This is a genomic window from Thermomonospora sp. CIF 1, from assembly GCF_001896795.1.
GTDB classification, from domain to species: Bacteria; Actinomycetota; Actinomycetes; order Streptosporangiales; family Streptosporangiaceae; genus Thermomonospora; species Thermomonospora curvata.
On the sequence record NZ_MOYN02000026.1, the window covers coordinates 178,852 to 201,826 of the forward strand.

The window sequence follows — 22,975 nt, forward strand, 5'->3', positions numbered from 1 at the left end:
GCCCGGGAGCACCCGCCGTCCGCCCGGGAAAAGCCCGCAGAACGCCCGCCGCACACCAGCGAGGAGGACTTCGTGACGGAGACCGCCGACGTTGCGCCCGTGGACGCGGGCGAGCGTCCCGCCGAGATGGACACCGGCACCTACGAGGTGCTGCGGGCCCGGCTGACCGAGCAGGCCGCCGAGCTGGCGCGGCGGGCCGAGGCGCTCAACGCCCGCCGGATCGAGGTGTTCGGCGGCACCGAGCTGCGGCTGCTGGGCACCGAGCGGATCCGCACCGACAACAACTGCGTGCCGCGCGACATCGTGCCGGTCTCGGGGACCGCGGTGCCGCTGGAGGGCGAGACCACGGGCCAGTCGGGCCTGATGCTGTTCGGCTACAACGTCTTCATCGGGCTCAAGCCGGAGACGACGGTCGATGACGTCTTCTCCCTGCACCGCTTCACCCGCGACGGGGACGCCTTCCGGTTCGATGAGGTGGACCCCGAGCAGGTCCCGGGGCTGCTGCGCGACCCGCGTTTCCTCAAGGACTTCGCCGACCTGTACCGCTACTACCGCGACACCCGGCTGATGCAGCTGCGGCGGCTGGAGGACAAGCTGCTGGCGGTCTTCCAGACCGGGGCGCGCCTTGGCGACATCCGGGTGCTGCGCTGGCAGATCGGCACCGACGGCACCGTTCAGTACATCGACGACCGGGGCGAACGCGACCACGTCTTCCCGCCCTCGCACGACTTCGAGTGGATCGAGACCACCCGCGAGCACCACGTGCCGGGCCGCCACCCGCACATCTCCATCGAGGACGAGGTGTTCGTGGAGACGATCGGCGGCACCCTCACCATCAAGATCGAAAACAACACCGAGACCGGCCAGGGCGTCTACGAGGAACCGGTCGAAGACCCCCTGCAGAGCCTGGCCGACGCCGACGTCCACTACGCCCGCGTCGGCTCGCTGATCTGCCTGCGCATCCGCCCCTACAACGAGACCGAGTGGCGGCACCTGGTCTTCAACACCCGCACCAAGGACGTGGTGCGCCTGGACGGCATCGGCCAGGCCTGCCGGCGCCTGCCCGAGGACCACGGCCTGATCTTCCCGGGCGGCTACTACCTGACCACCGGCGCGGTGAAGACCTTCGACACCGACGTCACCGGCCTGGAGTTCGAGCGCGTCATCCGCTCCACCAACGGCGAGGACGTGCTGTACGTCTTCCACGCCCGCGCCGAGGGCCGCTCCCTGCTGCTGCCCTACAACGTGATCCGCAAGGAGGTCGCCGCGCCGCTGTCGTGCCACGGCTACTCGCTGTTCGACGACGGCACGCTGGTGGTGTTCCGCGCCCTGTCGGACGAGCCCACCCGCGTCCACCCGATGCAGGTGTGGCAGACGCCGTACCTGTCGGACGCCTACGCCGCCGCCCAGCCGGTGGGCACCGGCCCGCTGGAGCGGGTGGGCAACGCCGAGCTGGTGCGCGGCATCTCCGACTGCCTGTCGGTGGCGCGGATGGTCGCGGAGATGGCCCCGTCCACCGCGGTCTACGAAGGGCTGATCGCCGCCTGCACCCGGGTGTTCGACCGCTACCACTGGCTGGGCGAGGCGGAGCTGGGCGACCTGCGGGAGCCGCTGACGGCGGTGCGGTCGGCGGCCGAGCAGGTGCTGGAGGAGTTCGAGAAGGTCCAGGCGCTGACCGCGCAGGCCGCCCAGGCGGTGGAGGAGGCCGCCGCCGAGGTCGCCTCGCTGATCCGGACGGTGCGGGGCGAGGCCCCCAAGACCGCCGACGAGTGGGTGGGCCTGCTCGCCGCGCTGCGCCGCGAGCAGGGCCGCCTGGTGACGCTGCGCGAGATGCGCTACGCCGACACCGAGCGGCTGGAGGAGCTGAACACCGCGCTGGAGACCGAGCTGGCCTCCGCCGGGCAGCGGGCGGTGGCGTTCCTGCAGGGCGAGGACGCCTTCACCGGCTACCACGAGGAGATCGAACGCCTGGCCGCCGAGGCGTCCCAGATCGCCACCGCGGCCGCCGCCGAACCGCTGAGCGAGCGCCTGGCGCAGCGGTCGGCGGCGCTGGAGACCGTCACCGAGGTGGTCGGCTCCCTGGAGATCGCCGACGCCACCGTGCGCACCCGCATCCTGGAACGCATCGGCGAGGTCCTCGGCGGCGTCAACCGGGCCCGCGCCGCCTTGGAGGGCCGCCGCCGCGAGCTTCTGGCCAGTGAGGGACGCGCCGCGTTCGCCGCCGAGTTCGCGCTGCTGGGGCAGGCGGTCACCGGGGCGCTGGCGGTCGCCGACACCCCCGAACGCTGCGACGAGCAGCTCGGCCGGCTGATGCTGCACCTGGAGAACCTGGAGGCCCGGTTCGGCGACTTCGACGACTTCCTCGCCGAGCTGGCCGCCAAGCGCGAAGACGTCTACGAGGCGTTCTCCTCCCGCAAGCAGGCGCTGCTGGACGAGCGGGCCCGCCGCGCCGACCGGCTGGCCGCCTCCGCCGAACGCACCCTGGCCGGGGTGCGCCGCCGCCTGGCGGCCCTGTCGTCCCTGGATGAGATCAACACCTACTTCGCCGCCGACCCGATGGTGGCCAAGCTCCGCCAGGTCGCCGCCGAGCTGCGGGAACTGGGCGATGCGGTGCGCGCCGAGGAGCTGGAGGGCCGCATCAAGGCCGCCCGCCAGGAGGCCGGGCGGGCGCTGCGCGACCGCCAGGACCTGTTCGCCGACGGCGGGGAGACCATCCGGCTGGGCCGGCACCGCTTCGCCGTCAACACCCAGCCGATCGACTTGACGCTCGTCCCGCACGAGGGCGGCATGGCGTACGCGATCACCGGCACCGACTACCGGGCGCCGGTGACCGATGAGGAGTTCCAGGCCACCCGCGACTTCTGGGACCAGCCGCTGGTGTCGGAGTCCCCGGACGTCTACCGGGCCGAGTACCTGGCCGCCTCCATCCTGGCCATGGCCGAGGCCGGTGAGGACGGGCTGTCGCTGGAGGCCCTGCACGAGGCCGCGGTGGACGAGGGCGGCGCGCTGCTGGAGGTCGTCCGCCGCATCGCCGGATCCCGCTACGACGAGGGCTATGAGCGGGGCGTCCACGACCATGACGCCGCGCTGATCCTGCACGCCCTGCTGCGGCTGCACTCGGCCGCCGGGCTGCTGCGCTACCCGCCGTCCGCCCGCGCCGCCGCCCAGCTGTTCTGGGCGCACGGCACCGACGAGGCCGCCCGCACCCGCTGGGGCCGCCGGGCCGCATCGCTGGCCCGCGCCCGCGCCGCCTTCGGCTCCGCCCCCGCCATCGCCGAGCTGTGCCGGGAGCTCACCGACGCCATCGCGGCCTTCGTCACCGGCCACGGTCTGGCCGTCTCGTCACGGCCGGACGATCCGCTGGCCGGGGAGTACCTGTTCGAAGAGCTGGGCTCGTCCCCGGCCGGTTTCGTCACCGGGGCGGGCGCCCGGACGCTGCTGGAGCGGTTCCGCCGGGCGCTGGGCGGCGGCGGCTCCCGGTCCCTGTCCGCTTTCGAAGACGACCTGCGCGCCCTGGGCGACGACCTGGCCGCCCGCCACCAGCTCGCCGAGGCGTGGCTGCGGGCCTATCTGGCCTCCCGGGGCGAAGAGGCCGCGGGCTTGGAGATGGACCTGCCGGAGGCCATCGCCATCGAGCTGTGCGGCGCCGCCGTGCCCCGCTACGACTCCTCGGCCACGCTGACCGCCACCGTGGAAGGGCTGCTGGGCACCCACCCGCGCATCACCGACCGGCGCATGGAGCTGCGCATCGACGAGGCGCTGACCCGCATCCGGCGTTTCCGCACCGAACGCGTCCCCGCCTACCGCGCCTACGCCAGGCGGCGCAGCGAACTGGTGGCGCGCGAGCGGGCCCGGCTGCGGCTGGAGGAGTACCAGCCGCAGGTGATGAGCGCGTTCGTCCGCAACCGCCTGCTGGACGAGGTGTACCTGCCGCTGATCGGCGACAACCTGGCCAAACAGCTGGGCGCGGCCGGGGACGCCAAGCGCACCGACCAGATGGGGTTGCTGCTGCTGATCTCCCCGCCCGGCTACGGCAAGACCACGCTGATGGAGTACGTGGCCAGCCGGCTGGGGTTGATGTTCGTCAAGGTCAACGGCCCGGCCCTGGGGCATTCGGTGACCTCGCTGGACCCGGCCGAGGCCCCCAGCGCCACCGCCCGCCAGGAGGTGGAGAAGATCTCCTTCGCCCTGGAGTGCGGCAACAACACCCTGCTGTACCTGGACGACATCCAGCACACCAACCCCGAGCTGCTGCAGAAGTTCATCTCGCTGTGCGACGCCCAGCGCCGCATGGAGGGCGTCTGGAACGGCCGCACCCGCACCTACGACCTGCGCGGCAAGCGCTTTGCGGTGTGCATGGCCGGCAACCCCTACACCGAGGCCGGCAAGCGTTTCCGCATCCCCGACATGCTGGCCAACCGGGCGGACGTGTGGAACCTGGGCGATGTGCTGTCGGGCAAGGAGGACCTGTTCGCCCTCAGCTACATCGAGAACGCGCTGACCTCCAACCCCGTGCTGGCCCCGCTGTCCACCCGCGACCGCGGCGACCTGGAGCTGCTGATCCGCCTGGCCAGGGGCGACGAGACGGTCCGTCCCGACCGGCTCTCCCACCCCTACTCGCGGGTCGAGCTGGACCAGATGGTCTCGGTGCTGGCCAAGCTGCTGCGGGTGCAGCAGGTCGTGCTGGCGGTCAACCAGGCCTACATCGCCTCGGCCGCCCAGTCGGACGAGTCCCGCACCGAGCCGCCCTTCCAGCTGCAGGGCTCCTACCGCAACATGAACAAGCTCGCCGAACGCATCGTCCCGGTGATGAACGACGCCGAGCTGAACGCCCTCATCGACGACCACTACCTGGGCGAGGCGCAGACCCTGGCCTCCGGCGCCGAGGCCAACCTCCTCAAACTGGCCGAGCTGCGCGGCACCCTCACCCCCGGCCAGGCCGCCCGCTGGCAGGAGATCAAACAGTCCTACCAGCGCGCCAAGGCCCTGGGCGGCGAGGGCGACGACGCCGTCACCCGCGCCGTCGGCGCCCTGGGCCTGCTGGCCGACCGGGTCGGCGGCGTCGAACAGGCCATCCACCGCGCCGGCGGCCGCCTGACCGCCGCCGAGGGCAGGCACCGCCGCCCCTGACCCGCCGGGCGCCTTACCGGCCGTCGTCGGAGAACCGCGCCAGCCCTCGCCGCACCATGAATTCGACCGCCGGATTCATGTTGACCGGGATGACCTTCTTGCCCGGGTGCGCGGACGGCCAGACCCGCAGCAGCTCATCGACGAAGCCTTGACCGACGTCCGTGACCCCCGAGAAGTCGACCTCGATCTCCTCGAAGTCCCGGTCGAGGCCATCGAGCAACCGCCGGGCCTCACTGCGAGAGACGAAGGTCAACCCCAGGCCGAACAACTTCACAGTGGGCCGGGTGCGCACAAAGGAGTGCCCCTCGGTGAAACGTTGGAAGACGTCAATGAGCCGACGATCGGTCCTGGGGTCGATCTGGCAGAACACCGTCGTCCCCGGAGCCTCCTCGATCATTCCCAGTGCGACGTCATCCCGCAGGTTGTCCACCGTCCACCGCACCCCCCGAGAAGTCAGCTGGAAGAGGTCGACGGCCTTGGACGTGAAGAAGATGCCCTCTCCGGTGTGCCGAGCAGGATCCGTCGTGCGTTTGCCCTTGGTCAGCTCTTGCACGGCTTCGAACTCGTCGTGGAGTTCGAGCCCTTCACGCAAGCGTGTGAAAGCACCGACTCCAGGATCGCTGACTTCAAAGGCCCACAGGTCGTCGGTGATCCACCAAGTGATATCCACATGTTCCGCCTGCGAGTGGTCGATGGCGTTGTTGAGCATCTCCATGAAGGCGTAGCGGAAGATGTGACAGGCGGGACTGTCGGTATCGAGATCGAAGCCGGCCGCGATCTGTTGCCACACTCGGTCTTCCGCCAGTCCCAGCAGGCCGAGCCTGCGCTGCCAGCTCGGAGCACCCAGGCCACCTGCAGGTTTCACAGCCGTTCCCAGGCTCCGTCTCGCCAGTGCGGCCCGGACCGCAGCGACATCGAACAGACGGTGTCCACCAGGGGTACGCTCGGACGGTATCACTCCGCTGTCGGCCAACTGACGCAGCCGACTTGGGGACAGGCCCACTTCCTTGGCCAGTTCAGAGATCCTGACCCTGTCGGCAGTCACCGATCCTCCACACGAACTCGCAGCCGGAACCTACAGGCGACTGCAGATTCTCATCCCATTACCCCCCGGATCTTACAGCATTTCCACAAGTTCAGCCCAAAATCTACAGGACACTGTAGTTTTTGGGCTTGATGACCTCCCGTCTCATGAACGCCACTGACCGGTGAAGAGCAGGGATGAGCGACAGTGGCCAGCCACCAGCCGGAACGGGAATGAGCATCCACGTGCCGTGGCCGACGTCAACGGGGGCGTGGGCCGGGGTTTGCGGCCTGCTTACCCCGGAACCGACGCACGGCCTCACCCATACCGTCCTCGCCGGCCCCGACCCGCCGACCGCACCGGACGGTGACACCGATCCACTGCCAGGCCGGCTCAGGTCGAAGGCGCCGCCCTTGATCCGCTCGGCGAAGACACGCCGTTCATCCCGAGAGAACACACCGGCTCGCCGTCCAGCTCATCCGAGCCGCATCCCACAGCCAGAACCGTCCGTCCCGGGTTTCGTGGAAAGGTGGCAGCCGTGAGGCTCATCGATTCGGCGGGATTGCCCGGTGCGTCCGGCAGGCTCTCTGAGGACAGGTTCGGGGCGGCGGGGAACCTCGCCTGGGTCATCGACGGTGCTTCGGACTTCCGGAACGAGCGGCACCTTCCCGCCGCGTCGAACGTGCACTGGCTGGTGGACCGGGTGCACGAGGCTCTGCGGGAGCGCGGCGCCGCCGGTTCCGTCGTGTCGGGGACCGGCCTGCTGAGCGAGCTGCAAGCCGAGATCGCCGCCGAGCTGGCCCGTTATGACCTGCGGGAGATGCGGCAGCATCCGTGCTGCTCGCTGGCGCTGCTGGTGGTCCGTCCGGGCTTCGTGGAGATCGTGCGGGTGGGGGACGCGGTCGGTTTCCTGCGCGGCGGCTCGCTGGAGCTGGAGGTCAGCACGGGATTCTTCGACGCACGGGAGGCAGCGGCGGTCGAGCGGGCCAAGACCCTCGAATTGACGGCGGAGGAGATCACCTCGGCGATGTACCGGCGGCGTGCCGAGTACATCCGGGGGATCAACGGCGAGTCGGTCTTCTCCGGGCATCCGGAGGGGAACCTGTTCGCCCATTCCCTCCTGGTGCCCCGGCGCGGTGCCGGACTGGTCGTCTTGCTGTGCACGGACGGGCTGGCGCGGGCCGTGACCGAATACCGGCTCTTCCCCGGCTGGCCGGCACTGCTCGACGCCTGCTTGGGCAAGGGGCTCGAGGCGGTGATCGCCGAACTGCGGGCCTTTGAGAACGCGGCGGCTTCCGTGCCGGGCAAGTTCAAGAGATCCGACGATGTCGCGGCGGTGCTGGTCGAGGTCTGACCGGCGGTCCTCGTCTGGGGTTCGCCGCCCCTTGGTTCCCAGAGCCGGCCGGCTCACCGCATGCGCCCGGTTCGCCGGGCGGTGCCCCGGCCCTGGGCGTCCCGCTGAGGGGCGCCCAGGGCGCAAGGGTCACTTGCCGTACTTGAAGATGAGGTCGTCGGTGAAGTACCGGCCGCCGTAGTGGCCGCCGACCGCCCACACCGACGCCTTGGTGCCGGGGATGCGGGCCAGGTCCACCAGGACCAAGGGGTGCTTGCTCTTGCCGCCGCCCTTGATGGACGCGCGAGTCCACTTGCCGCCCTTGTAGCGGTACACCCCGCCCTTCCGCGAGGACGCCCACAGCCCGCCGGAGCCGTCGGGGACGACGCTCCTGAGCGACGTGCCGGGAGCCCGGGTGACCTTCCACTTGCCGCCGTCCCAGGAGTACAGGGCGCCCCGGCTGCCGTCGTCACCGACCGCCCGGACCTTCTTGGGGCCCAAGGCGGTGATGCCGGAGACGAAACCGGCCGTCTCGCCGTTGGGGAGCGCGGCGTACGTCCACTTGCCGCCCTTCCACACGGCGATGCGGGGCAGCCGCTGCTCGGGCTCGTAGCCGGCCACCCAGACGGTCCCGCCGTGGGCGGCCGAGTCCACCGGCTCCATGTCGAGTTTGTAGGTCCGCCACTTGGTGCCGTTGTAGTGGCCCGCGCCTCCCTCGTGGGTGAAGAACCACACGTTCTTGGGGCCGCGCACCAGCAGCGAGGTCACCTTCTGGTAGGGCTTGAGCGGCGCCGGAACCTTCTTCCAGGTCTTGCCGTTCCAGCGGGCCAGGAAGGGCTTGTGCCCCTTGCCCACCCCGTACAGCCACACGTTGTTGGCCGAGGTCGCCTCGACGCCGCCGAGCGCATAACGGCTGTAGGAGGCGGGCAGCTTCTGCTTGCTCCACTTCTTGCCGTTCCAGCGCAGCAGCGCGGCCGCCCCGTTGCCGTCCATCGGCGCGCTCAGCACCGCCCAGGCCCGCTTCGCCGAGACCGCGGCCACGCTCTGGAACTCGCCCTTGGCGCTGACCTTCTTGACGACCCGCCACCCGGGCGCAGGCGCCGCCTCCGCGGCGGGCACGCCCAGCCCCACGGCCCCGGCCACCAGGCATCCGGCCAGCCCGACCCTGCCGGCGCCCTTCATCGCTCTCCGTCCGTGAAGTTCCACGATTCCTCCCAAGCCAGCCGATCTTAGAAGGAATCCGAACCTGCCAAAAAGCCCAGTGCAGGAAAACCACAAGAAGGGCGCACACAGAGCGCAGGGCATCCCGACGACACGGAAGCGGTGACACCACTACCAGGCGCAGGGACGCTCACCGGACATGCCACCGCCCGCGCAGAAAGCGACCGGCGCAGACGCGACTCCCTTCGGCAACCTGTGCCCCGGCCCCCGGGAAACAGGCCAGAGACACAGAAGCACCTCTTCAAAGGACCGGCCTGACGCCGCAGAGCAGCAGCTCAGCTCAAGTCGAACTCGCCGCCCTTGACCCGCTCGGCGAAGACACGCCACTGCCCCCGCGAGAACACCAGCCTCCCACCGTCCGGATCCTTGCTGTCGCGTACAGCGATCCCTTGCCCAGCGTCGGCGACCTCAACGCAGTTGGCGCCACCGTTGTAGCTGCGCCGACTCTTCCGCCAAGCGACAGAGGCGACCTCCACACAATTGCCCCTGGGACCGCTCCAGCGAGACTTACGCCAGTGAACAGGAGCGATCTCTACACAGTTGTCGCCGGTGTGGCTTCGGCTGGATCTGTGCCAGAGGATGGAGGTGACCTCTACGCAGTCATCCCCGATGCCACTGCGGCTGGACTTACGCCGAGCAGCGTCTGACAAGTCGATCATTTGGACGGCACTCCTGGGGGTTTCCGACCTCGGTCAGTGTGCATATGCCCCCACACCCGACCTGAGACACAGACGACCCCCCAAGAGGCGGCCCGGCACCACGAAACGACGGGTCAGCTCAGATCGAAGTCACCGTTCTTGACTCGCTCAGCGAAAACGCGCCACTGACTCCGCGAGAACACCAACCTCCCGCCGCCCGGGTCCTTGCTGTCCCGCACAGCAACTGCCCGTCCGGCATCGGCGATCTCAACGCAGTTCTGACCACCGTTGTGGCTGCGTCGGCTCTTACGCCAGGCGACGTGGGAGAGGTCCACCGGGGGCACCTTGCCTTTCCTTCCGTCCCTGCAACTAGGACACCTGTTGGGATAGCTCCATGATCAACCTGCGTGACTCATCCGGCGCAAGCGCCTTGGCACGCAAGTGATCGAAGTAGGTCCCGTAGATGTCCACTTCGGAGCGTAGCTCCAGATACAAGCCACCTGTCGCATACTCAACGTACACGACGTCCGGATCGGCGGGTTCAGCGAATCCCAGGATGGTGAATCCGTGTTGTAGAGCAGGATGCGCTCCTGCGCTGAAGGGCAGAACCTGAAGCGTCACCGTATTGAGCTGGGAGAGTTCCACGAGGTGAGCGAGCTGCTCACGCATCACCTCAGGACCTCCGACCTCTCGGCGGACGGCGGCTTCGTTAAGGATGACCCACACATCGGGCGCATCCCCGTTCTCGAGCAGTTCTTGCCGCTTGAGCCGGACGGCGACCCGACGCTCCACCTCTTCATCTGACGGAATCGTAGGAGCGGCATCCATTACAGCCCGAATGTAGCCCTCGGTCTGGAGCAGGCCGGGAATGATCTCGCACTCGTACTCGCGGATCTTGCTGGCCTCCTGCTCCAGGCCGACGTACACCGAGAACCAGTTGGGGATGGCGTCGTTGTAGGACTGCCACCAGCCGCGTTTGCGGGCCTGCTTGGCGATGACCAGCCAGGCTTCCTTCTCCGCGCCGTCAACGCCGTACAGCTCCAGCATCCGGGCCACGTAGGCCGGCGGGGCGGTGGTCGCCGCTGATTCGATCTTGGTGATGGTGGCCGGAGCGCACGCCACGAAGTCGGCCACTTCTTCTCGTGTCTTACCCGCCTCCTTGCGAAGCCGCTTCAGCTCGGCCGCCAGTCTGCGCCGGCGCACCGTAGGGCTCGTCCGTTTTGCCACGCTGCTCCCCCTATGGCCGATAGGGAACTTAAGAAATTGGAACTAGTTCCAATGAATGCATTGCTAACGATCACTGCCATTCCTCAAACTCGGAGTGTAGCGAGACCAGCGCTCTACGTGTCCGGATTTCAAGGAATCCGGATGGTTTCTGGTGCGCTGAAGGCGACGATTCCAGGAAGTTCCGCATGATCACGAGGCGCCGCACCGGCGATAGGCACGATCCGCCCCCGTTCCATCAGCCCTTCACCCCGTCCCCTGCGCCTGTCACCGCCCCGCACCCCGCATCCGCCCATCGCGCACAGTCCCACGCCTCCCTCCGCCCGGTTCCCGCACAAGACCCAGCCGCCGCCCCGCCGCCCGGCGATCCGAGCCGGGCCATCACCCCGTCCCCTGGAGCAGACCAGATGACCGTCCCACCGCCCGGCATGTCCCCCGCGTCGGGCCGGGCCGCCACCACACCGCTCTTCCCACCGCTCGGGCCGAGCGGAGTCCTCAGCCAGCCTCCCCTCCCGCCCCACAAACCGAGCCAAGCCCTCCCACTGCGTCCCCGCACACTTTCCAGTCCGAGCCGAAGCACCACACCCGTCCGAACCGGCTCGCACCACTGCTCCGTCACTCAGGCCGGGCCAGGTCCTCATCGCATCGCTCATCCGCCCACCGATCCGAACCGGACCACCGGCACACCATCCGCCGCTTCACCAAAACCCGGCCGGGCACCCCCGCCTCCCAAGCCGGCAGCGGACCGCCGCACCACCACTCCGGCCCTCAGGACACGCCCGATACCGCCGCCTCAACGCACACCACCCTGGACAGCCGCCCCGACCCCACGCCGCCACCCACCGCACGGCCACGGCATCCCGGACAGCCACCGACACCGGCCTTCATGCAAGAGCACCCGCTGCCCGTCCGTCCGCCAAAACCCGCCACGGCCGCCCACGTGACCGCCCAGCGGATCCCGTCCAGCCCGCCCGCTGCAACCGCCCCGACCGACCACTAGGAGAACCCGATGACCGCCCACACCGAACCGGCTCAAACCGCCGCCGCACCGCCCGTGCAAGACCGCATCACCGCCCCGCTGCCGGAGCCGGATTCAGACCGCCGCGGCGGCTCGCCCGGCACCGGCGCTTCCCCGTCATCCCTCGGCCACGAGCAAGCCGCAATCCCCGTCCATGCCTTGGCGGAAGCGGAGTCGTCACCGAACTCCTCGTCGTACGGAGCGTTCAGGTCCGGGCTCAGCGCGTTCATCGCACGCACCCCGCCGACAACATTGCCCGCTTTGCAGGCAGCCACCGAGTTCGCCGCCCCGTCTGTTCTGCCGTCCTCAACGCAGGGGCGTTGAAGGAACGGGCAGCCCGCATAAGAGTCCGGCAGCTCGCACAGCATCCATGCTGTTCGCCGTCTTCCTTGACCGGCTGGTGAGTATCTCCAGTAGCTCCGTGGGCGAGTACACGATGAGGACATCGGCATCGGTGTCCTTGCGGGGACGGAAAAACAGACAGAGGCGAGAGTCATTCCCCGGCGCTCCCTGCTCCTGATGGCTCCGATCCTCAGATCGCGATCCCCGTCCGGGACGCGCCTGGCATAGGCGGCAGCCATCCCGATGACGCTCTGGTCCTCCCGGCCGGTGTCCGCTCCGGTGGCCTCCGGCAGCTTGTCCGGAAGCGGCCACGCCACTCATCCCACGGCCTCCCGATCCACAGCCCCGAAAGCGGGACGGTCCGCCGGCCGTCGAGCCTTCCGAAGGCAGCCCCTCGCACCCCGAAGCAGGGACTGTGCAGCGAAAACGCCTGCTGGCTCCTAACCCCTCTGACCTGCGTTGAAGCGGAAGAGACCGGCCCCGACGCACCGTCCTGGCAGGAAGCCGCGCGGCACGCACCCGCCCCGGTTCGCCACACAAACCCCGCCAACCGCATCCAATCGCATAAAGTTTTGGATTGCCGAGTTATCCTGTTTCCGTGGGGCGAGCGACTGGGAGATTCGAGCTCATCAATATCATCGTGGCCATTCTCGGTCTCATCGTGGGAACTCTCGGTACCATTGGCACATGGCTTGCACTCTCCCCCCCTTCCCCCAAAGATCCGGAACCCCCTTCACGTGAAAGGCCACCGTCGAACCTTGCTCCGAGCAAAGCGACGCCCTCCGCTATAGGGGTACGAGACAAAAACCCCAAGCTGGCCTATAAAGAACCGGTCACAGTTCCGTGGACGCTGCAATACCACGATGACGGGTGCGGTGGCCTCGTCAGGGTACATCCCAGCGAAATCGATTTCGACGCGGCCATCGACGACAGCGAACCTCAAGTGAGCGATCTCGCTTACGTGGTGCACTCGGTGTGCTCGAAGAACACCCGGTTGTACACGTCCGAGGAAGGACACGGAGGTATAGTCCTCAAAGGACAGGCGACAGATCCCATCAGCTGCCGCACCGCGGCCATAACCGGGGCGCTGCCGTCGTACCTGCGTCCTGACACCCGCAAAGCCCTTCGGGTGCTTCCCGGCAACGCATTCTGCCTGGTCACCGATCAGGGTCGAATCGTCCGCGCAGAGATCGAGGACCTCACTCTCGGTGAGGACGGAATCCACGGCGTCATAACGACGATGAGCGGAACTGCGCTAATCTGGGAAGAGACCGACTGATCGAGGCTGGTCCATGGCAGGGGAAAAACCGACGGGACACAAAGCGAGCAGAAGGCGACGGCTCCGCAGTGGCCTCCTTCTCGCGCTGGTGACGGCTTCGAGCACCGTGAGCGCCTGCACGAGCGGTCCCGACGAGCCGCCCGGCCCCGCCCCGCGTGCCGAGTCGTACTCGGAACCAGAACACTTCACCTGGGGCTTCTCACACACCTTCACCTATTGGGACTGCAGCAAAAAACCCGAAAAGATAGACCTCGACAACATCGGCGCGCACCCCGACCCCAAGCCGGGAATCCCCGACATCAAGTACGAGCATGTCGGCTGCAGCCGCACCACACACGAGGCGCTGAAGTCCGCGGCCATCAACTCATTCGTCTCCTGGGTCAGGGAAGGACGAGCAGACAACCCATTCGACTGCTACGACGCCGCACACAAAGGACCGCCGGAGGTCACCGGCGACCACATACCCAGCCACACCGAAAAAACATTCAAGGAGGCCGGGATCTTCAAGGGAGAGATATTTTGCGTGGTGACCGACCTGGGCCGGGTCGCACGACTGAAGATCACCGACGTCATCCCAGCGGACCTCGACATGCACTCGCCGTTCCTCTTCGGCGAGGGACAGCTCTGGACACCGGAATACTGAGCCTTTTTCAGCGGGCTTGATGGGGGTACTGATCACAGGTTGAGCGGCCGGCTCTGAACATGGTGAAACCCCTGGTAGACAGGTTGCTTGCCACCAACCACCCATCTCCCCAGGGGGCTCACACCCGGTTACGCAGCCCGGCCGAGCGGGTGATCGCCCAGTCAAGGAGCCGGCGCATCCTGCACCGGTTCGTTGCCGCCCACACCGGGCCGGGCACATCGCCAAGGCCGTCCTCGTGCCGCAGGCCTGCGAGACCCGCATCCACTGAAAAAGATTCAATGCAGGGAACAACCATGTGGTGGTTCTTGAGCCGGGTGATCACCATCTCTGCGCAGGCGCTCGCTGAGGACGAAGGCCCGGGCGCGGTCAAGTGAGGGCGACGGTGGCCAGCAGGAGGACGGAGCTGACGATCTCCATCACGCCGAGGTGCTTGGGGGTGAGGTTCTTGCCCGGGACGATCACGGAGCGGGCCAGGTACAGGCCGAAGGGGATGGCGTAGAGGAGGTGGACCCAGGCGGCCGCGGCCAAGGCCGCGGCGTGGTAGGTGATCGAGGCGACCAGCATGGCGCGGTTGTCGCGCTCGCGGATGCAGGTTTTGACGAAGAAGACCGTTCCGGCGAAGTAGAGGAACGAGACGATGAGGGCGTCGATCACCTCGGTGGGCGGCCGGCCGGCGACCGTGGCGACCACCGGCAGGATGAGCATCGCGCCGGCCACCGAGACCAGGCCGTTCAGCAGGGCGCGGTCGTCGCGGCGGGCGGCGAAGAGGCCGTTGATCACCAGGACGACGGCGAACAGCGGGGCGTAGTAGAGCAGGGCGGGGCGGGCGGCCACGGTGATGCCGCCGGCGAGCAGGGCGGCGGTGCCGAAGGTCAGGATCTGGGGGCGGAAGCGTGCGAAGCGGCGGGTCTTGACGGCCAGCAGCGCGAAGTACGACAGGGGGTAGCCGGCCAGCCAGGCCACCAGCAGCGGCAGGTGCGGCCAGGTGAAGCCGACGGCGATCAGGCCGGCCAGGTACGGGACGATCAGCATCGCCCAGGCGCCGTGCTGGGGCGGCACCCACTGGCCGCGTCGCCTGCGCGCGTTGCCGCGTTCGCGGCGCGGGGAGGCGGTGGTTGCGGGCCGGGTGGAAGCGGTGTCGCTGGTCACCGGGCCTCCCTTCGGGTCGTGGGACGGACCTGCTCCTTCTAATTTAGACTCTCGGATTCCAGTTACCCGGGGCACCCCCCGGCGATCACCGGTGACGCACATCACGGTTTAAAACGTACGAAGCGGACTTCGGGCCGCGGGAAGATGACTTGAAGAATTCTTCAATTGATTGAGTGAAGGTTCCACTACTTCCTGCATCCACCGAGAGGGGCTGACCCGCGTGCCGGTGCCGCTGTATCAGGCCAAGGCCGAGTTCTTCCGCATCCTCGGCCATCCGGTGCGCATCCGGGTGCTGGAGCTGCTGCAAAGCGGTCCCATGCCGGTGCGGGATCTGCTGGCCGAGATCGAAGTGGAACCTTCCAGCCTGTCCCAGCAGCTGGCGGTGCTGCGCCGGGCGGGGATCGTCTCCGCCACCCGCGAGGGCTCCACCGTGGTCTACGAGCTGTCCACCAGCGACATCGCCGACCTGATGCGGGCGGCCCGGCGCATCCTCACCGAGATGATCACCAGCCGGGAGGAGCTGCTGGCCGAACTGAAGGCCGCCGAGGAGGAAGACCAGTGACCCGCCCGGCACGCGGCACCGGCCAGACCGCCGGACCCGCCGGTACGGCCCCGTCCGCCCCCGGTAACACCCCGCTGCTCCTACGGCACGCCGGCACATCCCGAAGAACCACCGCGACACCGATGACCAACAAGATCCGCCGAGTCGGCCCATCCACGCCCTCCCCCGCCGGAACGTTCCGCAACGCGGCCGGCCCGCGACGACTCATGCCGGAAACGGGCGCGAAGGGGGAGCGGTGAACCTCTGGAAGAAGATCCGCAAGACCGGGCGGGTCGCCGAACCGGCTCCCCCGCGGCCCAAGGACAAGCCGCCCAAACCCGAGCTGGCCGGGTCGGTGCAGATCCGGCACGTGGACGCCGGGTCCTGCAACGGGTGCGAACTGGAGATCGCCTCGGTGTTCGGGCCCGTCCACGACGCCGAGCGCTACGGGGCGCGCCTGGTGGCCTCCCCCCGGCACGCCGACGCGCTGCTGGTGACCGGGCCGGTGACGCGGAACATGGAGACCGCGCTGCGCCGCACCTACGAGGCCGTCCCCGAGCCCAAAGTGGTGATCGCGCTGGGCGACTGCGCCCGCAACTGCGGGGTGTTCGCCGGCGCCTACGGCGTGGCCGGCGCGGTCGGTGACGTGGTCCCGGTGGACGTGGAGGTGCCCGGCTGCCCGCCCCGTCCCGAGGACATCACCAAGGCGTTGCGGGGTCTGACCGGACGATGAACCTGCTGTTCCCCGGCGCGCTGGCACTGTGCGCGCTCGCATCGCTGCTCGCTTCGATCCCGCCGGCCCGGGTGCGGTCGGCCCTGGCCGGGACGGCGCTGGCCGGGGCGGGTGCGGCCGCACTGGCCGCCGGAGCCGCCGCCATGGCCGGCCGCACCTGGAGCGCCTGGCTGCCGGACCTGCTGCCGCTGGCGGGGGTGCGGCTGGAGCTGGACGCCCTGGGCGGGCTGTTCACCGCGGTGACCGGCGGGGTCATCACGGCCGCCGCGATCTACTCGATCGGTTACGCCCGGCACGCCCCCCGCACCGCGCAGATCCTCGTCCCGCTGTTCGCGGCGGCGCTGCTGCTGGTGCCCGCGGCGGCGAGCGTGAGCACGTTCCTGCTGCTGTGGGAGCTGATGGCGATCGCCTCGCTGCTGCTGGTGCTGGCCGACCACCGGGCCCGCCCGGCGGTGCGGTCGGCGGGCGTGTGGTACGCGGTGCTGACCCACCTGGGGCTGGTGGCGATCCTGGGCGGGCTGGTGGCGTTCGCGGCCGCGGCCGGCGGGGAGAGCTTCGCCGAGCTGCGGCGGGCCGACGCGGGCGGCGCCCTGGCCATCGGCGTCTTCCTGGCGACCTTCGCCGGGTTCGCCTCCAAGGCCGGGATCGTCCCGCTGCACGTGTGGCTGCCGCGCGCCCACCCCGAGGCCCCCAGCCACGTGTCGGCGCTGATGAGCGCCGCCATGGTCAACATGGGGATCTACGGCATCGTCCGGGTCGGGCTGGACCTGCTGGGCGGCGGGCCGCGCTGGTGGTGGCTGGTGGTGCTGGCGGCCGGGGCGCTCTCGGCGCTGCACGGCATCCTGCAGGCGGCCGTGGCCAGCGACCTCAAGCGGCTGCTGGGCTACTCCACCACCGAGAACATGGGGCTGGTGCTGATCGGCGTGGGCGCCGCCGGGTTCTTCGAGGCCTCCGGCGAGCGCGCGCTGGCCGCCCTGGCGCTGGCCGCCGCGCTGCTGCACGTGATCAACCATGCGGCGTTCAAGACGCTGCTGTTCCTTGCGGCCGGGTCGGTGCTGCACGGCACCGGCACCCGCGACCTGGACGCCCTGGGCGGGCTGCGCGAGCGGATGCCGCTGACCACGATCGTGTTCGCGCTCGGCGCGCTGTGCGCCTCGGCGCTGCCGCCGGGCAACGCCTTCGTCAGCGAATGGCTGATGCTGCAGAGCCTGATCCGCTCCCTGCCGGACGGCGGGGTCTCGGCGGCGGTGGTGATGCCGCTGGCGGTGGCGGCCGTCGCGCTGACCGCGGGACTGTCGGCGGCCACCTTCGTCAAGGCGCTGGGGACCGGGTTCCTGGCCCGTCCGCGCAGCGCCGAGGCCGAACGGGCGCACGAGGCGCCGCCGTCGATGCTGGCCGGGATGGCGCTGGCCGGCGCGGCCTGCGTGGCGCTGGCGCTCGGGCCGACGCTGGTGCTGCCCGGCGTCGCCGAGGTGACCGGGCAGGTGCTGCCCGGCCGCGGCCCGGCGACGGACGGGGCGTACCTGCGCGCCGCCGCCAGCTCCCTGTCTCCGGTGCTGATCGCCGCCGCGCTGGCGGTGACGGTGGCGGCGCTGCTGGCCGTGCTGCGGGCGCTGGCGCTGCGGCGGGCCCGGCGCGCCGCCCGGCTGTGGGACTGCGGGGCCGGCCCGATGACGGCGCGGATGGAGTACACCGCCACCTCCTTCGCCGAGCCGCTGCAGCGGGTCTTCGACGACGTGCTCGCCCCGGAAAGCGACGTGGAGGTGACACACGTGAAGGAGTCGGCGTACCTGGTGAACCGGGTGCGCTTCCAGGCCGCCGTGCCCGACCGCATCGAGCACCGGCTGTACGCCCCGGCCATCGCCCTGGCCGACCGGGTCGGCCGCGCCTCCCGCGAGCTGGCGAACGGCAGCGTGCACCGCTATGTGGGCTACGGCTTCGCCGCGTTCGCCGTCACCTTGATCGTTTTGGCGGTGACGAGTTGAGCGCCCGGCGCCACGTGAACCGCCCCGGCGGTGAGGAAGAGGTGACGCGGTGATCGGGGCCGCCGCGCAAGTCGTGCTGATCGGGGTCGGCTCCCCGTTCCTGGTGGGGCTGATGCGGCAGGTGCGGGCCCGCCTGGAGGGACGCGCCGGCGCCGGGATCGCCCAGCCGATGCGGGACCTGCGCAAACTGCTGCGCAAGGAACCGATCGCCCCGCACGGGACCGGATGGCTCTTCCGCGCGGCGCCGCTGGTGCTGGCCGCCACCGCGCTGGTGGTGGCGGCGGTGGGGCCGTTCGCCACCACCGACTCCCCGCTGGACCCGGCCGCCGACCTGTTCGCGGTCACCGCGCTGCTGGCGCTCGGCACGGTGGCGCTGGCGCTGGGCGGGCTGGACACCGGCACCGCGTTCGGCGGCATGGGCGCCAGCCGCGAGATGACGGTGATGGCGCTGGTGGAGCCGACCATCCTGCTGGCGGTGTTCGCCCTGTCGATCCGGGTGGGCTCCACCAACCTGGGGCAGATCGCCGCCTCGGTGGCCGAAGACCCGCTGTCGGTGATCTCGCCGGTCAGCCTGCTGGCCGCGGTGGCGTTGATCATCGTGACGGTGGCCGAGACCGGGCGGATCCCGGTGGACAACCCCGCCACGCACCTTGAGCTGACGATGATCCACGAGGCGATGGTGCTGGAGTACGCCGGGCCCGACCTGGCCCTCATCGAGTGGGCCTCGGCGATGCGGCTGACCGTCCTGCTGGGGCTGTTCGCCGGACGTGGGGGATCACGCTGGCGCTGCCGCTGGCGCTGGCGGTGTTCGCGGTCAAGGTCGCCGTGCTCGGCGCGCTGCTGGCCGCCGCCGAGGTGTTCATGGCCAAGCTGCGGCTGTAACTGCTCGACCTGGCCTGCGGGGCGTTCCTGCTGACCGGGGTGCTGATCCTGTGGCGCAGCGAGCTGGCGAAGATCGTCACGCTGTTCGCCCTGCAGGGGGTGGCGCTGGCCGCGCTGATCGCGGTGCTCGGCGCGCACGAGGGCTCGGCCGAACTGGCGGCGGTGGCGGTCGGCATCGGGGCGCTGCGCGCCGGGGTGCTGCCGTACCTGCTGCGGCGGGCGCTGGCGGCCTCCGGGGAGCGGCGGGAGACCAAGCCGATCGTGAACGTGGCCTCCTCGCTGGTGGCGGCGGCGGTGCTGGCGCTGCTGGCCTACGCGGTCTGCCAGCCGGTGATCCGCCTGGCGCCCACTCCGGCCACCCAGGCGGTGCCGGTGGCCATGACCGTGATCTTCCTGGGTTTCTTCGTGCTGGCCACCCGGCGGCGGGCGCTGTCGCAGGTGGTGGGGTTCCTGCTGATCGACAACGGGATCACCGCGATGGCCTTTTTGACCGCCGGCGGGCTGTCGCCGGTGGTGGAGATCGGCGTCTCGCTGGACGTGCTGCTGGCGGTGCTGGTGCTGCAGGTGCTCACCACGCGGATGCGCGCCGCGTTCGGCGGCACCGACCTCGATGAGCTGCGGGAGCTGCGGGACTGATGCTGCTGGTCGTTCTTCCGATCCTGCTGCCGTGCCTGGCGGCGGCGGTCTACGCGCTGGCCGGCTGGCGCGGGCCGGTGCGGTGGCTGGGGGCGCTGTCGTCGGCCGGGGTGCTGGCCTGCGGGATCGCGCTGTCGCTGCAGCAGGCCCCGCCGAGCGCGCCGGGGCTGCGGGCGGACGCGCTGAGCTCGTTCATGCTCATCGTCATCGGCGCGGTCGCCACGCTCGCCATGCTCGCCGGCCCGTCCTACCTGGCCGCCGAGGACGATGCGCGGGCGGCCCGGCGGTACGGGGTGCTGACGCAGGGGTTCATCGCGGCCATGGCGCTGGCGGTGCTGGCGGCGAACCTGGGCGTGCTGTGGGTGGCGGTCGAGGCCACCACGATCGTGACCGCGTTCCTGGTCGGGCACCGGCGCACCCGGGCCGCCGTCGAGGCCGCCTGGAAGTACGTGGTGGTCTGCTCGGCCGGGATCGCCCTCGCCCTGCTCGGGGTGGTGCTGCTGCACTTCGCCGCCGCCCAGGCGGGGGTGGAGTCGCTGGAGCTGGACGTGCTGGCCGCCCACGCCGCCGACCTCGACCCGGGGGTGGCCCGCATCGCCGTCGCGCTGCTGCTGCTGGGCTTCGGCACCAAGGCGGGGCTGGCGCCCATGCACGCCTGGCTGCCGGACGCCCACAGCCAGGCCCCCGCCCCGGTGTCGGCGCTGATGTCGGGCGTGCTGCTGTCGGTGGCCTTCTACGCGATGCTGCGAGTCAAGGTGATCGCCGACCCGGCGCTGGGCCCGGCCTTCACCCGGAACCTGCTGCTGGTTGGTTTTGGCGCTGCTGTCGCTGCTGGTGGCGGCGCTGCTGCTGATCGCCCAGCGGGACTACAAGCGGATGCTGGCCTACTCCAGCATCGAGCACATGGGCCTGCTGGCCCTGGGCGCGGCGGCCGGGGGCCGGCTGGCCCTGACCGCCGTGCTGCTGCACGTCCTCGGCCACGGCCTGGGCAAGTCGGTGCTGTTCATCGGGTCCGGCACCATCCTGCACGCCACCGGCAGCAGCCGGGTCGCCGCGGTGCGCGGCCTGCTGGCCCGCTCCCCGCTGCTGGGCGGGGCGTTCGGGCTGGCCCTGCTGGCCCTGCTGGGCCTGCCGCCGTTCAGCCTGTTCGCCTCCGAGCTGGGCATCTTCCGCGCCGGTTTCCAGGACGGCATCGGCTGGGCGGTCGCCGTCGCCCTGGTGTTGCTGCTGGTCATCGTCGCCGCCGTGGGCCGCATCGGCAGCCGCATGATCCTCGGCTCCCCGCTCTCCGCCCAGCCGCCGGACGCCGAGACCGCGGCCGGCGCCGCAGAGCCGGTGCTCGCCGCCGTGGCCGCCGGAGCGCCGCAAGCCGCCGCACAGCCCGCTGCGGGAGCAGGCGACCGCCGAGCCACCGAGGCAAGCGGAGCCCCCGAGGCCGCCTCGGCAGAGCCAGTACTCGTCGCCGTGGCCACCCCCGCCGCGCACTCCGCCGAAACCGGCGCGGGAACGGATGCCGCCGAAGCGGCGCCCGCGGAGGCGTCCGACGAGGAGCCCGGCGGACCGGCGAAGGCCGGCGCGTCCGCGGGAGCGGAGCCGGTGAAGGTGCCGGCCGGGGTCGCCGTCGCGATGGTCGCCGGGCTGGTGGCCTGCGGGTTGCTCGGCGTCACCGCCGGTCCTTTGCAGTCGATCCTTGACAACGCCGCGCAGGTGGTCGTCCCGTGAAGTTCATCGATGTGACCCGTGAGTCGCTGGCCGCCCACGCCGCCGAGCTGCTGGGCAGTGGGCACCGGCTGGCGCTGGTGGCCGCGGTCCCCGACCCGTCCGGCTTCGATGTGGTGTACCTGTTCAGCCACGGCGCCGACCTGGTGGAACTGCACCTGCCGGTGCCGGGGGACGACCCCCGCCTGCCGTCGATCGCCTCGCTGTCGTTCCCGGCCGGGCGTTTCGAACGGGAGATGCGCGACCTGTACGGGATCGTCCCGGAGAACCATCCGCTGCCCCGCCGCCTGGTGCGGCACCACCACTGGCCGCGCGGCTGGTACCCGATGCGGGACGACGCCGGGCCGCCGCCCGCCTTCGGCGACCCGGAAGGGCCCTTCCCGTTCGTCACCGTGGAGGGGCCGGGGGTCTATGAGATCCCGGTCGGGCCGGTGCACGCCGGGTTGATCGAGCCCGGTCACTTCCGGTTCTCGGTGGTCGGGGAGAGCATCCTCAAGCTCAAGGCCCGGCTGTGGTTCGTCCACAAGGGGATCGAGAAGCTGTTCGAGGGGCGTGCCCCCGAGGCCGGGCTGGAGCTGGCCGAGCGGATCAGCGGCGACACCTCCGTGGGGCATGCGCTGGCCTACTGCCAGGCGGTGGAGTCGGCGCTGGAGATGGCCGTGCCGCCGCAGGCCGCGCGGATCCGGGCGCTGCTGCTGGAGCTGGAACGGATCTACAACCACGTCACCGACCTGGGCGCACTGTGCAACGACGTGGCGCACGGCATCCTCAACGCCCACGCCGGGCGCGTCCGCGAGTCGCTGCTGCGCATCAACGATCAGGTCACCGGCCACCGCCTGCTGCGCGGCGGGGTCGTGGTGGGCGGCGCCCGGCTGCGCGCCCTGCCGGACACCGACGCCCTGCGCGCCATCGGGGAGGACGTGGCCGAGATCGTCGCGCTCGCCCTGGGGCACAGCGTGGTGCTGGACCGCTTCGCCGGCACCGCCGTGCTGTCCGCCCAGGCCGCCCGCGACCTGGGCACCCTCGGCTATGTGGCGCGCGCCAGCGGGCTGGACGTGGACGCCCGGCGCGACACCCTCGAGGGTTTCCGCACCAGCGGGGACGTGCTGGCCCGCTTCCAGGTCCGCGCCGAGGAGATCGCCGCCTCCATCAAGATCATCACCGACCTGGCCGGCGAGTTGGACGCAGCCGACCTCGACCACGTGGCCCCGCTGCCGTCCGACGTGCTGGGCCCGGCCGCGGGGGTGGGCATCGCCGAGGGCTGGCGCGGCACCATCGTCCACCGCGTGCAACTGGACGCCGCAGGCGCCCTGGCCCGGGTCAAGGTGGTCGATCCGTCCTTCTTCAACTGGCCCGCCCTGCCCGTGGCGCTCAGCGGCGCGATCGTCCCGGACTTCCCCCTGGTCAACAAGAGCTTCAACCTCTCCTACGCCGGCAACGACCTGTGAGGCGCCCGGTTCCCGGCGGCCCGGCCCCGA

The 22,975-nt window shown here is 70.4% G+C and carries 19 protein-coding genes and 1 pseudogene; 12 read left to right on the forward strand and 8 right to left on the reverse strand.

Features of this window, described 5'->3' with window-relative positions:
• Window positions 1-72 precede the first annotated feature (72 nt).
• Window positions 73-5,130, forward strand: a complete 5,058-nt coding sequence (locus BUE48_RS23315; RefSeq protein WP_502694625.1) for a DNA repair ATPase — start codon at window positions 73-75, stop codon at window positions 5,128-5,130.
• Window positions 5,131-5,143: 13 nt separating this feature from the next.
• Here BUE48_RS23315 and BUE48_RS23320 read toward each other — a convergent pair whose 3' ends face one another.
• Window positions 5,144-6,175: an STAS-like domain-containing protein gene (locus tag BUE48_RS23320; RefSeq protein WP_286991043.1), complete on the reverse strand. Its 1,032-nt coding sequence runs from the start codon at window positions 6,173-6,175 to the stop codon at window positions 5,144-5,146.
• Between the two features lie 517 nt (window positions 6,176-6,692).
• On the opposite strand from BUE48_RS23320, the gene BUE48_RS23325 reads away from it, so the two are divergent.
• Entirely contained in the window at window positions 6,693-7,508 is an 816-nt protein-coding gene (locus BUE48_RS23325) for a protein phosphatase 2C domain-containing protein (protein WP_012854996.1), read from the forward strand.
• A 129-nt stretch (window positions 7,509-7,637) separates the two neighbouring features.
• Here the strand turns inward: BUE48_RS23325 and BUE48_RS23330 are convergent, their stop codons facing one another.
• The 4 genes from BUE48_RS23330 to BUE48_RS23345 all read right to left on the reverse strand — a co-directional run bounded on the left by BUE48_RS23330 (window position 7,638) and on the right by BUE48_RS23345 (window position 10,573).
• Complete coding sequence (locus BUE48_RS23330) at window positions 7,638-8,669, reverse strand: ligand-binding sensor domain-containing protein (RefSeq protein WP_286991044.1); 1,032 nt, start codon at window positions 8,667-8,669, stop codon at window positions 7,638-7,640.
• A gap of 314 nt (window positions 8,670-8,983) precedes the next feature.
• Window positions 8,984-9,367 (reverse strand): DUF397 domain-containing protein, encoded by a 384-nt coding sequence (locus BUE48_RS23335; RefSeq protein ID WP_286991045.1) that lies wholly within the window; start codon window positions 9,365-9,367, stop codon window positions 8,984-8,986.
• Window positions 9,368-9,480: 113 nt separating this feature from the next.
• Window positions 9,481-9,690, reverse strand: coding sequence for a DUF397 domain-containing protein (locus tag BUE48_RS23340; protein ID WP_086014623.1), 210 nt, complete (start codon window positions 9,688-9,690; stop codon window positions 9,481-9,483).
• Window positions 9,691-9,715: 25 nt separating this feature from the next.
• Window positions 9,716-10,573, reverse strand: coding sequence for a helix-turn-helix domain-containing protein (locus tag BUE48_RS23345; protein WP_286991046.1), 858 nt, complete (start codon window positions 10,571-10,573; stop codon window positions 9,716-9,718).
• A 1,955-nt stretch (window positions 10,574-12,528) separates the two neighbouring features.
• Between BUE48_RS23345 and BUE48_RS23350 the strand changes: the two genes are divergently transcribed.
• Window positions 12,529-13,209, forward strand: coding sequence for a hypothetical protein (locus BUE48_RS23350; RefSeq protein ID WP_148233103.1), 681 nt, complete (start codon window positions 12,529-12,531; stop codon window positions 13,207-13,209).
• Between the two features lie 88 nt (window positions 13,210-13,297).
• Complete coding sequence (locus BUE48_RS23355) at window positions 13,298-13,852, forward strand: hypothetical protein (protein ID WP_148233104.1); 555 nt, start codon at window positions 13,298-13,300, stop codon at window positions 13,850-13,852.
• Window positions 13,853-13,970: 118 nt separating this feature from the next.
• Here the strand turns inward: BUE48_RS23355 and BUE48_RS23360 are convergent, their stop codons facing one another.
• On the reverse strand, window positions 13,971-14,177 hold the full coding sequence (locus BUE48_RS23360; RefSeq protein WP_148233105.1) for a hypothetical protein: 207 nt from the start codon (window positions 14,175-14,177) through the stop codon (window positions 13,971-13,973).
• Window positions 14,178-14,218: 41 nt separating this feature from the next.
• A complete protein-coding gene (locus BUE48_RS23365; protein ID WP_012855003.1) occupies window positions 14,219-15,001 on the reverse strand; it encodes a YwiC-like family protein in 783 nt (260 codons plus the stop codon).
• 220 nt (window positions 15,002-15,221) lie between these two features.
• Between BUE48_RS23365 and BUE48_RS23370 the strand changes: the two genes are divergently transcribed.
• The 5 genes from BUE48_RS23370 (at window position 15,222) to BUE48_RS23390 (ending at window position 19,778) form a co-directional block, all read left to right on the forward strand.
• The gene (locus BUE48_RS23370) at window positions 15,222-15,563 is read left to right on the forward strand and encodes an ArsR/SmtB family transcription factor (protein ID WP_012855004.1); all 342 of its coding nucleotides are present in this window, start codon (window positions 15,222-15,224) and stop codon (window positions 15,561-15,563) included.
• Window positions 15,564-15,798: 235 nt separating this feature from the next.
• A complete protein-coding gene (locus tag BUE48_RS23375) occupies window positions 15,799-16,275 on the forward strand; it encodes an NADH-quinone oxidoreductase subunit B family protein (protein WP_012855005.1) in 477 nt (158 codons plus the stop codon).
• Window positions 16,272-18,260, forward strand: a complete 1,989-nt coding sequence (locus tag BUE48_RS23380) for a proton-conducting transporter transmembrane domain-containing protein (RefSeq protein WP_012855006.1) — start codon at window positions 16,272-16,274, stop codon at window positions 18,258-18,260. Before BUE48_RS23375 ends, BUE48_RS23380 begins: the two co-directional genes overlap by 4 nt.
• A 49-nt stretch (window positions 18,261-18,309) precedes the next feature.
• Window positions 18,310-19,176 carry a respiratory chain complex I subunit 1 family protein gene (locus BUE48_RS23385; protein WP_286991047.1) on the forward strand — a complete coding sequence of 289 codons (867 nt, stop codon included), beginning with the start codon at window positions 18,310-18,312 and terminating at the stop codon, window positions 19,174-19,176.
• 5 nt (window positions 19,177-19,181) lie between these two features.
• Complete coding sequence (locus tag BUE48_RS23390; RefSeq protein ID WP_286991048.1) at window positions 19,182-19,778, forward strand: hypothetical protein; 597 nt, start codon at window positions 19,182-19,184, stop codon at window positions 19,776-19,778.
• Window positions 19,779-19,827: 49 nt separating this feature from the next.
• Here the strand turns inward: BUE48_RS23390 and BUE48_RS23395 are convergent, their stop codons facing one another.
• Complete coding sequence (locus BUE48_RS23395) at window positions 19,828-20,001, reverse strand: hypothetical protein (protein ID WP_286991049.1); 174 nt, start codon at window positions 19,999-20,001, stop codon at window positions 19,828-19,830.
• A 97-nt stretch (window positions 20,002-20,098) separates the two neighbouring features.
• Between BUE48_RS23395 and BUE48_RS23400 the strand changes: the two are divergent.
• From BUE48_RS23400 to BUE48_RS23410, 3 genes and pseudogenes are all read left to right on the forward strand, one after another.
• Window positions 20,099-20,512, forward strand: a pseudogene (locus BUE48_RS23400) (proton-conducting transporter transmembrane domain-containing protein); the annotation flags it as partial.
• Between the two features lie 73 nt (window positions 20,513-20,585).
• Window positions 20,586-21,500, forward strand: coding sequence for a proton-conducting transporter transmembrane domain-containing protein (locus BUE48_RS23405; RefSeq protein ID WP_286991050.1), 915 nt, complete (start codon window positions 20,586-20,588; stop codon window positions 21,498-21,500).
• Window positions 21,497-22,945, forward strand: coding sequence for a hydrogenase large subunit (locus tag BUE48_RS23410; protein WP_286991051.1), 1,449 nt, complete (start codon window positions 21,497-21,499; stop codon window positions 22,943-22,945). Before BUE48_RS23405 ends, BUE48_RS23410 begins: the two co-directional genes overlap by 4 nt.
• Window positions 22,946-22,975 lie beyond the last annotated feature (30 nt).

What these genes read in the sequence shown, in the direction of transcription:
- BUE48_RS23330 (WP_286991044.1), bottom strand. Translation starts at nt 8,669, where the DNA reads ATGAAGGGCGCCGGCAGGGTCGGGCTGGCCGGATGCCTGGTGGCCGGG.
- BUE48_RS23335 (WP_286991045.1), bottom strand. Translation starts at nt 9,367, where the DNA reads ATGATCGACTTGTCAGACGCTGCTCGGCGTAAGTCCAGCCGCAGTGGC.
- BUE48_RS23360 (WP_148233105.1), bottom strand. Translation starts at nt 14,177, where the DNA reads ATGGTGATCACCCGGCTCAAGAACCACCACATGGTTGTTCCCTGCATT.
- BUE48_RS23380 (WP_012855006.1), top strand. Translation starts at nt 16,272, where the DNA reads ATGAACCTGCTGTTCCCCGGCGCGCTGGCACTGTGCGCGCTCGCATCG.